9 protein-coding genes and 1 tRNA gene are annotated in these 12,918 nt (G+C 69.3%); 5 read left to right on the plus strand and 5 right to left on the minus strand.

What is annotated here, in order from left to right; translation table 11 throughout:
• Window positions 1-7: 7 nt before the first annotated feature.
• The 5 genes from ACGFU7_RS20020 to ACGFU7_RS20040 form a co-directional block, all read right to left on the minus strand.
• Window positions 8-3,223 carry a nitrate- and nitrite sensing domain-containing protein gene (locus ACGFU7_RS20020; RefSeq protein ID WP_393697346.1) on the minus strand — a complete coding sequence of 1,072 codons (3,216 nt, stop codon included), beginning with the start codon at window positions 3,221-3,223 and terminating at the stop codon, window positions 8-10.
• A 347-nt stretch (window positions 3,224-3,570) separates the two neighbouring features.
• On the minus strand, window positions 3,571-4,152 hold the full coding sequence (locus ACGFU7_RS20025; protein WP_393697347.1) for an ATP/GTP-binding protein: 582 nt from the start codon (window positions 4,150-4,152) through the stop codon (window positions 3,571-3,573).
• A complete protein-coding gene (locus ACGFU7_RS20030) occupies window positions 4,133-4,540 on the minus strand; it encodes a DUF742 domain-containing protein (protein WP_003966010.1) in 408 nt (135 codons plus the stop codon). Before ACGFU7_RS20030 ends, ACGFU7_RS20025 begins: the two co-directional genes overlap by 20 nt.
• A gap of 133 nt (window positions 4,541-4,673) precedes the next feature.
• On the minus strand, window positions 4,674-5,096 hold the full coding sequence (locus tag ACGFU7_RS20035) for a roadblock/LC7 domain-containing protein (RefSeq protein ID WP_003966009.1): 423 nt from the start codon (window positions 5,094-5,096) through the stop codon (window positions 4,674-4,676).
• On the minus strand, window positions 5,097-8,837 hold the full coding sequence (locus ACGFU7_RS20040) for a nitrate- and nitrite sensing domain-containing protein (protein WP_393697348.1): 3,741 nt from the start codon (window positions 8,835-8,837) through the stop codon (window positions 5,097-5,099). It abuts the gene before it with no gap.
• Between the two features lie 580 nt (window positions 8,838-9,417).
• On the opposite strand from ACGFU7_RS20040, the gene ACGFU7_RS20045 reads away from it, so the two are divergent.
• From ACGFU7_RS20045 to ACGFU7_RS20065, 5 genes are all read left to right on the plus strand, one after another.
• A complete protein-coding gene (locus tag ACGFU7_RS20045; RefSeq protein ID WP_393697349.1) occupies window positions 9,418-9,612 on the plus strand; it encodes a hypothetical protein in 195 nt (64 codons plus the stop codon).
• An 81-nt stretch (window positions 9,613-9,693) separates the two neighbouring features.
• Complete coding sequence (locus ACGFU7_RS20050) at window positions 9,694-10,470, plus strand: fumarylacetoacetate hydrolase family protein (RefSeq protein WP_114246867.1); 777 nt, start codon at window positions 9,694-9,696, stop codon at window positions 10,468-10,470.
• Window positions 10,463-11,935 (plus strand): glutamate--tRNA ligase, encoded by a 1,473-nt coding sequence (gltX, locus tag ACGFU7_RS20055; protein WP_393697350.1) that lies wholly within the window; start codon window positions 10,463-10,465, stop codon window positions 11,933-11,935. The genes ACGFU7_RS20050 and gltX overlap by 8 nt, the downstream gene beginning before the upstream one ends.
• A gap of 97 nt (window positions 11,936-12,032) precedes the next feature.
• A complete protein-coding gene (locus ACGFU7_RS20060) occupies window positions 12,033-12,752 on the plus strand; it encodes an HAD family hydrolase (protein WP_393697351.1) in 720 nt (239 codons plus the stop codon).
• 87 nt (window positions 12,753-12,839) lie between these two features.
• Window positions 12,840-12,911: transfer RNA gene (locus tag ACGFU7_RS20065), tRNA-Gln, on the plus strand.
• The last annotated feature ends 7 nt before the right edge of the window (window positions 12,912-12,918 follow it).

Genomic DNA, 12,918 nt, shown 5'->3' on the forward strand with positions numbered 1-12,918 from the left:
GCTCACACTAACGCTCCTGGTTGTAGGTATTACTTGTGTCCGAACCCGCGTTACGTCCCCGCAGCACGCCCCGCCGCAGGTTGCTCAACCTGCCGCGGACGTCCTCAGGGGCGCGGGAGACCTGGGGGCCGTCCTGCAGGGTCTGCTCCGCCGTGCCCTCGACCAGATTGGCCTTGGGCACCCGCCGGGGAAGTCCGGACGGGGTGACCCCGCCCGCCTTCGGATCCCGGAGCTTCTCGGCCCGCTCCCAGCGCTCGTCGTTCGTCGAGCGCCAGTCGTCGGGGCCGTTCCCGTCCTGCTGCGCGGGCGACTGCCGCTGCGGCTGTTCCTGCTGCTGTTGCTGCGCGGCGGCGGGCCGGTTGTTCCCGCGGCCGGTGGGCTGCCAGTGCTGCTGACCGCCCCGGCGCGGCAGACCGGCTTCGGTCAGCTCGGGGCCGGAGTTCGGGGTGGGCTCCGGACGGTCGAAGCCTACGTGTTCCTGCGGCTCGGCGGGGGCGCTCGGGGCAGATTCCGCTTCGACCTCTGCCGGAGGCCCGTACGCGCCCTGGTAGGCGCTCTGATCCGCCCACTCGCCCTGGTGGGACTGGGGAGCGAACTGCTCCTCGTACGACGGCTGCGGGACCGCACCGGCCGCATATGCAGCCTCCGTATAGCCGCCCTGATGAGCGTGGTCGGGCTGCTCGGCAAAGCCTGCGTCACCGCGGTAGGGGTCGTAGCCGCCCTCGTACGAAGCCTGCCCGTACTGCTCCTGCTGCAGGCCCTGCTGCGGCTCCTGGGCGTACCCGTTGTCGGCGTACTCGCTCTCGGGGTACCCGTTGTCGGCGGGCTGGTTCCCGGCGTACTCGTTCTCGGCGTAATGCTCCTGCGGGAACTGCGCGCGCTCGCCGGCCGTCGTCTGCGCCTCCAGCGCGGCCCGGCGCTCCTCACGCATCAGCGAGCGGCCCACCGGGTCCAGCTGCGCGGCGTCCGCCGACGGCTGCTCGTAGCGCGAGTCGTCGAAGCCGAGCTCCGCCGCCGTGCGCATCTGGGGCTGCTGCGGCAGCTGCTCGAAGGACTGCTGCTGCGGAATGATCGAGGAGACGGTGAAGTCGTCCTGCGCGGCGGCCGGTTCGCCACCGCCACCGTGGGTGATGGCATCCGGCAGCATGACCAGCGAAGTCGTTCCGGCCTGCTCGCCCGAGGGGCGCAGCTGGACCCGGATGCTGTGCCGGTCGGCGAGCCGGCCGACCACGAACAGACCCATCCGCTGGGACACCGCGGCGTCCACGGTCGGCGGGTTGGCCAGCTTGTGGTTGATGTCGGCGAAGTCCTCGGCCGTGAGACCGATGCCCTTGTCGTGGATCTCGATCATCACGCGGCTGTCGGGCAGCCGGGTCGCCGTGACCCGCACCTTGGTCTGCGGCGAGGAGAACGTGGTGGCGTTCTCCAGCAGCTCGGCCAGCAGGTGCACGAGGTCGGTGACGGACTGGCCGTGGATCTCGGTCTCCGGAACCCCGGAGAGCTCGATGCGCTCGTACGACTCCACCTCGGAGGAGGCGGCCCGCAACACGTCGACCAGCGGGACCGGCTGGTTCCAGCGGCGGCCCGGTTCCTCGCCGGCGAGGACGAGGAGGTTCTCGCCGTTGCGGCGCATACGGGTGGCCAGGTGGTCCAGCCGGAAGAGGCTCTCCAGCTGGTCCGGGTCGGCCTCGTTGTTCTCCAGGTCGGTGATGAGGGTCAGCTGGCCCTCGATCAGCGACTGGTTGCGACGCGACAGGTTGGTGAAGATCGCGTTGACGTTGCCCCGCAGCATGGCCTGCTCGGCCGCCAGCCGGACCGCCTCGCGGTGCACCTGGTCGAAGGCGCGGGCGACCTCACCGATCTCGTCACGGCTGTCGATCGGGATCGGCTGGACGCGGGTGTCGACCCGGCCCGGATCGGTCCTGGAGAGCTGGTCGACCAGCATCGGCAGCCGCTGCTCGGCGATCCCGAAGGCGGCCGTACGCAGCTGGCGCATCGAGCGGCTCATCTGCCGGGCCATCAGCCCGGCCAGCAGGAAGGCGGCCAGCAGGGCGACGATCACGACGGCGGCGTTGATGATCGCGTCGTTCTTGGCGCTGGAGGAGATGTCCGCGGCCTCGGTCACGGCCTTGTCGACGAGCTCGTCTTCGACCGTGGTGTAGCCGTCGAACTTGGCGGTGGCGGCCGCCATCCAGGTCTCGGGCGTGATGCCCTTCGCTGCCAGCTTCTCCGGCGACTTGCCCTGCCCGATCTGCTGCGCCATGCCGTCGAAGACGGAGCCGTCGACACTGGGCGGTGCGACGAACGGGACACCCGCGGCGTCGGCCTGCTCCTTCGCCTGCTTCAGCTTCTTCGCACCGTCGGCCGCCTTGGCGGCCATGACCTGCTTCAGCCGGGCCGCGTCGTCCTCCGTACCACCGGAGACGAACTCGCCGAGCGCGATCTGCTCCAGGTAGTTGTACGAGCCGAAGGCCTTGACCTGGGCGTCGAACTTGGGCCCCTCCTGGCTCGGACGCACCAGCAGATGCATACCGATGGAGCGCTGAAGCGATTCTGCAGCCTTGGCGAGCTCGATCGCGTAGACCGTACGGCCATAGCTGGTGATGTTGCCGGTGCCCAGACCCAGCTCGTTGCAGAACTCCATCAGGGAGTGCTGCACCTGGATGTAGCCCTCTTCCGTCTTCACCGGGTCCATGGCCTCGGCGTAGGCGGCCTTGCGCAGCTCAGGAAGCTTGGGCTCCTCCAGCCGGAACAGCTGAAGACGCCGCTCCAGGCCCTGCTTCTTGGGCAGGCCCTTCACGGCCGTGTCGAATTTGGCCGCGGCCGCGTCGGTGGTGGCCCGGACCTGGCTGATGACGGCGGCGTCACGCTTGTTCGACAGCAGGGGCTGAGCGGAGAGGTCACGTTCATTGAGGAGCGCCTGACCGTATTCGGAGGCCGCGCGCACGATCAGCGCGGTCTTCTCGGCGTCCTGCGCCTCTCGCCAGGTGTCGATCGACCCCTTCACCTGGAAGCCGCCCATGACCAGGCCGACCAGCACCGGGATCAGGAGGATCGCGTTCAGCCGGGTGGGCACCCGCCAGTTGCGCGGGGACATCCGGCTGCTGCTGCCGCCCGACGTCACCGCCTCGGACACATCAGCAGGCGACGCCGCGGCGCGCGGCGGCGGGGTGAAGTTACCCCGCTCATGCTGCTCCGCGGAGCCCTCGTTGCTTCGCCTCACTCGACCAACAACCTCTCGGCGTCGGCACCTACGTTGTGCCGTTTTTCGTTCAGGGCCCTACTACTGGGGAGTTCGTCGAATTCCAGCACGGGGACCGGCCGCGTTCCAAACAGTCGGAATGAGCCATTCCGAGTGGTCCAGGCCTCAGATAAAACGGGCATAAAGAGCGAGCCCCGTCAAAAGGCGGGGCTCATGTGAGCACAGCGGTACCGATTGAATGCATCGGGTGTTGGCCGCGGGACAATTCTCTGTCGAAACGTTATGAACACGGGGGCGGATCGTGTCAAAGGACACAGTCCACCCCCGTTTGATTACGGTAACTACCGTATATCAATACAGACTTGTGACTACTTCAGCCGCGCCATCAGAGCGTGCTCCACGAGCGTGATGAGGCCGCTCTTCGCATCCCCACGGTGCCGCGCGTCCGTCGTGATGATCGGGGTGTCGGGTCCGATCTGGAGCGCTTCGCGGACCTCGTCGGGGGTGTAGGGCTGGTGTCCGTCGAAGCCGTTGAGGGCGATGACGAAGGGCAGTCCGCTGTTCTCGAAGTAGTCGACGGCGGGGAAGCAGTCGGAAAGGCGGCGGGTGTCGACGAGGACGACGGCGCCGATGGCTCCGCGGACCAGGTCGTCCCACATGAACCAGAAGCGGTCCTGTCCGGGTGTACCGAAGAGGTACAGGATCAGGTCCTGGTCCAGGGTGATGCGGCCGAAGTCCATGGCGACGGTCGTCGTCGTCTTGCCGCCGGTGTGCGTCAAGTCGTCGATGCCCGCGGACGCGGACGTCATCACGGCTTCCGTACGCAACGGGTTGATCTCCGAAACGGCACCGACAAACGTGGTCTTACCCACGCCAAAGCCCCCTGCCACCACGATCTTCGCCGAGGTGGTGGCCCGGGCCGCACCGCCGCTAGAGCTTGCGAAGTCCACTGAGCACCCTTTCGAGCAGCGTCACATCCGGCGCGCCGCCGGCCTCTCCATTGCCCGGCTGGTGGATGGCCACCATGCCGGCTTCCGCCAGGTCCGCGACAAGAATCCGGGCCACACCGAGCGGCATCGACAGCAGCGCCGATACCTCGGCCACCGACTTGACCTCACGGCAGAGGTGGCAGATCCGCTGGTGCTCGGGGAGCAGCGTCCCCAGATGCGCGGGGTCGGCCGTGGTGGAGACCAGGGCCTCGATCGCGAGCTGGTAGCGAGGCCGGGTCCGGCCGCCGGTCATGGCATACGGACGGACCAGCGGCTGGTCGCCTTCACCGTCGTACGACGCATGGTGCAGTGCGCCGTACGGATCGGGTGAGGCGGGTGGCGGGGTCATGAATCCTCCGGGCGTGACAGCAGGGTGTCGGCTTGCCGTCTGAAGGGGCCGGTGGGGGGCTCTAAGCGGCCGGACGGGCGAGGGATGAGGGCGTTACCTGGGGCAATCGAGTCTGTCATCGATCCACGGCCGCCTAGTGGAGCAGGCTGCCCTGGAGCTCGGCGCGGAGGTCCGGGGTGAGGACGGTGCCCGCACGGTCGACCAGGAGGGCCATTTCGTACCCGACCAGACCGATGTCGGCGTCCGGGTGGGCGAGAACGGCCAGTGAGGAGCCGTCCGAAATGGACATCAGGAAGAGGAACCCGCGTTCCATCTCCACCACGGTCTGGCTGACGGCACCGCCTTCGAAGATCCGGGAGGCGCCCGCGGTCAGCGAGGTCAGACCGGAGGCGACAGCCGCCAGCTGGTCCGCGCGGTCGCGCGGGAAACCTTCGGACATGGCCAGCAGGAGTCCGTCGGCGGAGACCACCACCGTGTGCGACACCCCGGGGGTGTTGTCCACGAAGTTGGTGATCAACCAGTTCAGATTCTGGGCGGCCTGACTCATCGGGCTCAACTAACGCTCCTGCTGGTGAGTGGGGCCGAGGGGAAAACTGCCGGTCGACTGGCCGTTGTTGGCCTGCCGTCCCTGCTGGATGCCCCGGCGGAGATTGGTCAACCGCCCGCGCACATCATCGGGCGCACGCGACACCTGAGGACCGGACTGATGGTTCTGCTGCTGGGCGGTGCCCGGCACCAGATTGGCGCGAGGTACCCGGCGAGGCAGTCCGGAAGTGGTGACTCCGCCTGCCGCGGGCTTCTTGGCCCGCTCCGCCTGCCGTACGAGTTCGTCGTTCGGCGAGGGGCGCCAGGAGCTTGTGGTGGCGCCCGTGTCGCCTCCGCCGCGGCGCGGCGCGGCGGGAGCGGGACGCTCCTGGGCCGGCTGCTGCGGGAAGGCGGGCGCCTGGGGCTCGGCGGGCGGCTGCTGGCCGCCCTGCTGCGGGCCGTGGAACCAGTTCGTCTCCAGGGTGTCGTACAGCGGCGTACGACCGTCCCCGGGCCCGGCCGGAGGCAGCGCCTCGGGCTGCGGCTGCGGCGGCAGGACCGGGTGGTACTGCGCGTCCCCGTTGGGCGCGGCGGGGGGACGCGGGGCACCGAAGTCCCCGTTGTCCCGGCCGCGCTGACGCGGTGCCGGCAGGCCCTGGTCCTGAGCCCGGGCGGGCTGCGGCTGTCCGAAGTCGGGGCGGGCGAACTGCGCGGTGTTCGCCGGGTCCTGCGGAGAGTGGGCCTGCGGGGCCGGACCCGAGAAGTCCGGGCGGGCGAACTCGGCGGTGGAGCCGGGGCCCTGCCGGTCGTCCATGGGCGGCCGCGGGGTGAGCGGCGGGCTCATCGGCCGCTGGAACTGGCCGGTGGACTCGGGCTCCTCGTGACCGCGCGGGGCGTCCAGCGGAGTACGCCGCGGCGCGGACGGCTCCTCGGTGCCCCAGCTGGTGGTCTGCGGGCGCTGCGGCTGAGGGTTGCCACCGGGCAGCTCGGCACGCGGGCCGCCGACCGGGGGCAGCTGACGACTGGGGTCGACCGGGCCGCCGGGCCGCTGGAAGCCGCCCTGGCCGACCGGGTTCTGCCGGGCCTGCTGTGGCTGCGGAGACTGCCACGGGGCCGGGCCGTTCGACCGGCCCAGCTGGTCGCCGCGGTCCTGGCGGTTCGGGTCCTGGCGGTTCTGGCCGAACAGGTCGGGCTGACCCGAGTCCGTACGGCCCGTTCCGTCGCCCTGGCCGCGGGCACCGAGCCGGGCACCGTTGCCGAAGGCACCGGAGAGGCCGCCGCCCTGGCGCTGCGGCTCCTGGCGGGAGTTGTCCTGCGGACCGGTGCTGGACAGCCCGGCGGACTGGAAGCCGGCGTTCTGCTGACCGGGCTGACCGGGCTGACCTTGCTGGTTCTGCGGCTGGCGGGTGCCGCCGTCGCGCGAGGGCAGCGCGGCACGCGGACCGGAGCCCGCACCGACCTGACCGCGCGCTCCACCCGGGCCCGCGGCGAGCCGGCCGGCCGGGGCCGACGGAGCGCCGCCGAGGCCGGGACGGGAGCCGTTGCCCGCGCCCGTACCGCCGAGCAGACCGCCGGGGGCGGAAGGCTGCTGCCCCGGTCCCTGCTTGGAGGGCGGCTGCTTGCCGCCGTGCGCGACATCGACGGGCAGCATGACCAGCGCGGTCGTACCACCGGAGTCGGAGGGCCGCAGCTGGATCCGGATGCCGTGACGCAGGGACAGCCGGCCGACCACGAACAGACCCATGCGGCGGGAGACCGAGACGTCCACGGTGGGCGGCGATGCGAGCCGCTCGTTGATCGCCGCCAGGTCCTCGGGGGAGAGGCCGATGCCGGTGTCGTGGATCTCGACCAGCACCCGCCCGTCGGGCAGCGCGTGGCCGGTGACCCGGACCTTCGTCTGCGGCGAGGAGAACGACGTGGCGTTCTCCAGCAGCTCGGCGAGCAGGTGCACGAGGTCGTTGACGACGCGGCCCGCGACCTCGGTGGCGGGCACCGCGGCCAGTTCGATGCGCTCGTACTGCTCCACCTCGGAGGCGGCGGCACGGAGCACGTCGACCAGCGGGACGGGGCGGGTCCACCGGCGGCCCGGCTCCTCGCCCGCGAGGACGAGGAGGTTCTCGCCGTTACGGCGCATACGGGTCGCGAGGTGGTCGAGCTTGAAGAGCGAGGACAGCTGGTCCGGGTCGGCCTCGCGCGACTCCAGTTCGGAGATGAGCGAGAGCTGACGCTGGATGAGGCCCTGGCTGCGGCGCGAGAGGTTGGTGAACATCGCGTTGACGTTGCCCCGCAGGAGGGCCTGCTCGGCGGCGAGACGGACGGCCTCGCGGTGCACGTCGTCGAAGGCCGCGGCCACCTTGCCGATCTCGTCCCGGGAGTGCACACCGACCGACTCGACCGAGGTGTCGACGTCCTGCGGGTCGGTCTCGGACAGCTGCTTGACGAGCTCGGGCAGCCGGTCCTGGGCGACGCGCGTAGCTGTGTCCTGCAGCCGCCGCAGCGAGCGGATCATCGACCGGGCGACGACGAAGGCGCCGACCAGCGAGACGCCGAGCACCAGCAGGATGAGCGCACCGCTGATGATCGCTTCGCGCTTCGACTCGTCGCGCAGCTCGCGGGCCTTGCCCTCCATGTCGCTGAGGAGGGTCTCCTCGATGGTCTTCATCGCCTGGATCTTGGTGGAGCTCTGGTCGTACCAGTCCAGGTAGGAACGCCGCGGCATGCCGTCCATGCCCGAGGGGCTGTCCAGCACCTTCGTCGCGTAGGTATCGGCAGCCTTGATCTCCGGGTTGCCCTCGTCCAGCGTGGCGATCAGCTCTTCGGCGTTGTTGCCGGTCGCCGCGTAGACCGCCTTGAAGGAACGGAGCGCAGAATCTTCCTTGCGCAGCGCGGCGCGGCCGAACTGCTGGTCGTTCGGGTCGAGGTGCGGCTGCTTGTCGTTGCCGCCGGGCAGCGCCGCGGCGATGACCGCCCGCTGGACCGAGGCGTACTCCTTGGCGGAGGAGAAGGCCGCCAGCGCCCGGGTCCGCTTGATCATCTCGGAGTTGCTGGTCGCCTGCGCCATGTCCTGCGAGAGGCTCAGCAGCGAGGTGATCAGCTGGCTGTACTGGTCGACGGTCTGGAGACTCGGGCTGCCCTTGGCGTACGCCGTCTTACGGATCTCGCGGATCGTGACCAGCTGGCTGGCGATCTGCTGGACGCTCGAATAGATGCCCTCAAGGGCCTCATCGCCCGACGGGTCGCCGATCGCGTCCGTCGCCTCGAAGAACGCCGTCTTCGCCCGGTCGGTCTTCTTGCGGGGCTCGGTGACCTTGAAGTCGTCGGCCTTCACCCCGTTGGACAGCGGACCGGCCGAGCGGTCGCGCTCCTCCTGGAGCGCCTGGGCGAGCGTGGTCGCCTGCTTGGTCATCTTGGTCAGCAGCTGCATGTGATCCAGCTGCTGGATGTCGTTCATGGAGTCGTTGATCCGCAGTCCGCCCAGCGTGGTCGCGGCGACCACGGGAAGGGCGAGCAGGGAGACCAGACGCGTGCTGATCCGCCAGTTGCGAAGAGCTACTCGCGAGCCCGTGCTGACGGGCCCCTGGGGCTTGAGTGAGGTGATCGGATCGGTGCCGCTGCTCGCCGTGGCACCGGGGCGCCGGCCACGGTCGCTGCTGTCGCCGGCCGCGGCCGGTCCGGGGTTCTGGGCGTGCTGGGGCGAGGAACCGCGGTCGGTCCCGCCGTGCGGCTCCGGTTCCGCCGCAGCGCTGCCATCCCTCTTGAAACGTCCCTGCACTAGCGTCGCAACCTCTGGACCAGGCGTCCCTCCGCGCGAACGCGGGTGGGACGGTGTCGGCGTCGTGGGGCGATGTGTCCGCCCCCTGGTGGTCGTGAGTGACCGGCGTTCTTCCCCTTCCCGCCGCCACTCGGCGCTCCATTGCGCCCCTGCGCGCCGGCCTGAAGCCCGCGGCGGTGCGTGGAATTCCAGCACAGTGCCGGATCTCCAACAAGGGCCCAGTACCGGGCTGTGACCTGAGTGACGCGTTGTGATGACTGAGTAACAAGCCGTGGAGCGTGTTCGCGGGCAAAGTGGATGATTAGGGGTGAATCGGCGAAGGGTGAGGGGTGTCCCAGTCGACATGATCAGGAGCGGAATGGCTCATTCAGTGCCGCAATGTCCGTTTCTGTCGGGGTGATCGACCGCCCGGAATGGGGTAATTGTCGACGCCGTCGTGAGGAAACTCACATGATGATCGCCGTCTCATCCGGGCTTCCCAAGGGAATTGGATGTTTAGCCTGACGCTTTACAGGGATGGCAAATCCGACAACCGGCGCCCCTCCGGGCGGCGCCCATACGGACAGGGTCCGAACGGCAGATGAAGACGACGATGATGTTCCGCAACATTGCCAACCCCCGGCGCACCACGCTGGCGCACCTCAAGGACGCCGAAGAGCTGCAGACGCCGGAACTGCAGGAGCACGCCGTCGACCTGCCCACCCAGACAGCCAACCCCCGCCGCACCATCCTCATGGAAGCCCCGGTCACGGCCCCGGTCGCAGCAGCCGGGTAATGCGCGGTTGTCCCCCCTCACCCGCGTTAGCCTGGAGCGTCAGTCTTCAGCCAGCCAGCAAGTGAGGGGCGACAGCATCCCGTGCGCATCGCCAGGTTCTCCATCGACGGCAATGTCGCCTTCGGCGCCGTCGAGGGCGAGGGGCCCGATGGTCTCGTCCTCGACATCATCAAGGGCATTCCGTACGCCGAGTTCGAGCTCTCCGGTACCAAGGTCCCGCTGAGCAAGGTCCGCCTCCTGCCGCCCGTGCTCCCCAACAAGGTCGTGGCCATCGGCCGCAACTACGCGGAGCACGCCGCAGAACTCGGCAACGAGGTTCCGGACGTCCCCGTCGCCTTCTTCAAGCCCACCACCTCGGTGATCGGCTCCGGCGACGCCATCGAGTACCCCTCCTTCTCCAACGAGCTCCACCACGAGGCCGAACTGGCCGTGGTCATCGGCCGCATGTGCCGCGAAGTGCCGCGTGAGCGCGTGAAGGACGTCATCTTCGGCTACACCTGCGCCAATGACGTCACCGCCCGCGATGCCCAGAAGCGCGAGAAGCAGTGGGCCCGGGCCAAGGGCTTCGACACGTCCTGCCCGCTCGGCCCCTGGGTGGAGACCGACCTCGACCCCAGCGACCTGACCATTCAGGCCACGGTCAACGGCGAGCAACGCCAACTGGGCCGTACGAGCGACATGATCCGCTCGATCGAGGATCTGGTCGTCCACATCACGGAAGCCATGACGCTGCTCCCGGGCGATGTGATCCTCACCGGCACTCCCGCAGGGGTCGGACCCCTCCATGTCGGCGACGAGGTCGCCGTCACCATCGAAGGCATCGGCACTCTCACCAACAAGGTGATCAAGCGTGGCTAACGCACCTGTACGTGTACGTTTCTGCCCCTCCCCGACCGGCAACCCCCACGTGGGCCTGGTCCGCACCGCCCTCTTCAACTGGGCCTTCGCCCGGCACCACGGCGGCACCCTGGTCTTCCGCATCGAGGACACCGACGCGGCCCGCGACTCCGAGGAGTCCTACAACCAGCTCCTGGAGTCGATGCGCTGGCTCGGCTTCGACTGGGACGAGGGCCCCGAGGTCGGCGGCCCGCACGCCCCGTACCGCCAGTCGCAGCGCATGGACATCTACAAGGATGTCGCCGAGAAGCTTCTCGCAGGCGGGTACGCGTACCACTGCTACTGCACCACCGAGGAGCTCGACACCCGCCGCGACGCCGCCCGCGCCGCCGGCAAGCCGTCCGGCTACGACGGCCACTGCCGCGACCTCACGGCCGAGCAGACCGCCGCGTACGAGGCCGAGGGCCGCACCTCCATCGTCCGCTTCCGGATGCCCGACGAGGCGCTCACTTTCACCGACCTGGTCCGCGGCGAGCTGACCTTCCAGCCGGAGAACGTGCCGGACTACGGCATCGTCCGCGCCAACGGCGCCCCGCTCTACACGCTGGTCAACCCGGTCGACGACGCGCTGATGGAGATCACCCACGTCCTGCGCGGCGAGGACCTGCTCTCCTCCACCCCGCGCCAGATCGCCCTCTACAAGGCACTCATCGAGCTGGGCATCGCCAAGGACACCCCCGCGTTCGGTCACCTTCCGTACGTCATGGGCGAGGGCAACAAGAAGCTCTCCAAGCGCGACCCGCAGGCCTCGCTCAACCTCTACCGCGAGCGCGGCTTCCTGCCCGAGGGACTGCTCAACTACCTCTCCCTGCTCGGCTGGTCCATCGCCGAGGACCGCGACATCTTCTCCATCGAGGAGATGGTGGCCGCGTTCGACATCAAGGACGTCAACGCCAACCCGGCGCGCTTCGACCTGAAGAAGTGCGAGCACATCAACGCCGAACACATCCGCAAGATGGATGTGAAGGCGTTCACCGAGGCCTGTGGCCCCTGGCTGAAGGCCCCGTTCGCCGCGTGGGCCCCGGAGGCCTTCGACGCGGAGCAGTTCGCGGCGATCGCCCCGCACGCCCAGACCCGTGTCACGGTCCTCTCGGACATCACGGCCAACGTCGACTTCCTCTTCCTCGACGAGCCGGCGACGGACGAGGCGTCCTGGGCCAAGGCGATGAAGGAGGGCTCCGACGCCCTGCTGGTGACGGCCCGCGCCAAGCTGGCCGACGCCGAGTGGAACGCGGACGCCCTGAAGAACGCCATCCTCGCCGCCGGCGAGGAGCACGGCCTGAAGCTCGGCAAGGCCCAGGCCCCGGTCCGCGTCGCGGTCACCGGCCGCACGATCGGCCTGCCGCTCTTCGAGTCCCTGGAGATCCTGGGCCGCGAGAAGACCCTGGCCCGCATCGACGCGGCGCTGGCGAAGCTGGCCGCGTAACCGTCCGGGTCACGCACTGAAGGGGCGGCCACCGGTTCACTCCGGGGCCGCCCCCGAACGCGCCACGCTCGTCGCACAGCCGCATACGCTGGGCCGTATGACGATCCGCGCGGTCCTCTGGGACATCGACGACACGATCTTCGACTACACGGGCGCCGACCGTGTCGGCATGAGCAAGCATCTCGAACACGAGGGCCTGCCCGACGGATACGACTCCGTCGAGCAGGCCCTCGCTGCGTGGCGGGCGATCACCGATGTGCACTGGGCACGGTTCGCCGGCGGGGAGACGGACTTCCAGGGGCAGCGCCGGGACCGGGTCCGGGAGTTCCTCTCGCGGGCGCTGGACGACACCGAGGCCGACGACTGGTTCGGCAGGCACGCCGCCCATTACGAGGCCGCCTGGTCGCTCTTTCCCGATGTGCTGCCCGTTCTGGACGTGCTGGCGGACGGGTTCCGGCACGGGGTGCTGTCGAACTCCAGCATCCACAATCAGGACCGCAAGCTGCGCACGCTCGGTGTGCGGGACCGGTTCGAGGCCGTGGTGTGCGCTGTGGAGCTGGGCGTCTCCAAGCCCGAAGCCGGCGCCTTCCACGCCGCCTGCGAGGCGCTGGCGCTGGAGCCGCAGGAGGTCGCGTACGTAGGGGACGAGCCGGACATCGACGCGAGTGGCGCGGTCGCCGCGGGGCTGATGGGGATCTGGCTGGACCGGGGCGGACGGGGCGGGCGGCCCGAGCTCGTCCGTATCAGCGGGCTCGATCAGCTGCCCGGCCTGCTGGCGGGCAATACCCGTTTTGGAGCGCCGGACACCTTCAGGTAATGTTCTTCCTGCGCCGCCCGAGCGGAACGAAAGATCCGAACGGGAAGCGCAAGCCGAACAAAACCCCCTCTGGGGGTTGAGTTTTGGTGGGCTATGGTGTAATTGGCAACACTACGGTTTCTGGTACCGTCATTCTAGGTTCGAGTCCTGGTAGCCCAGCGCAGAA

The organism is Streptomyces sp. NPDC048473 (genome assembly GCF_043200155.1).
Classification (GTDB): Bacteria; Actinomycetota; Actinomycetes; order Streptomycetales; family Streptomycetaceae; genus Streptomyces.

What these genes read in the sequence shown, in the direction of transcription:
- ACGFU7_RS20030 (WP_003966010.1), bottom strand. Translation starts at nt 4,540, where the DNA reads ATGACCCCGCCACCCGCCTCACCCGATCCGTACGGCGCACTGCACCAT.
- ACGFU7_RS20045 (WP_393697349.1), top strand. Translation starts at nt 9,418, where the DNA reads ATGAAGACGACGATGATGTTCCGCAACATTGCCAACCCCCGGCGCACC.
- ACGFU7_RS20060 (WP_393697351.1), top strand. Translation starts at nt 12,033, where the DNA reads ATGACGATCCGCGCGGTCCTCTGGGACATCGACGACACGATCTTCGAC.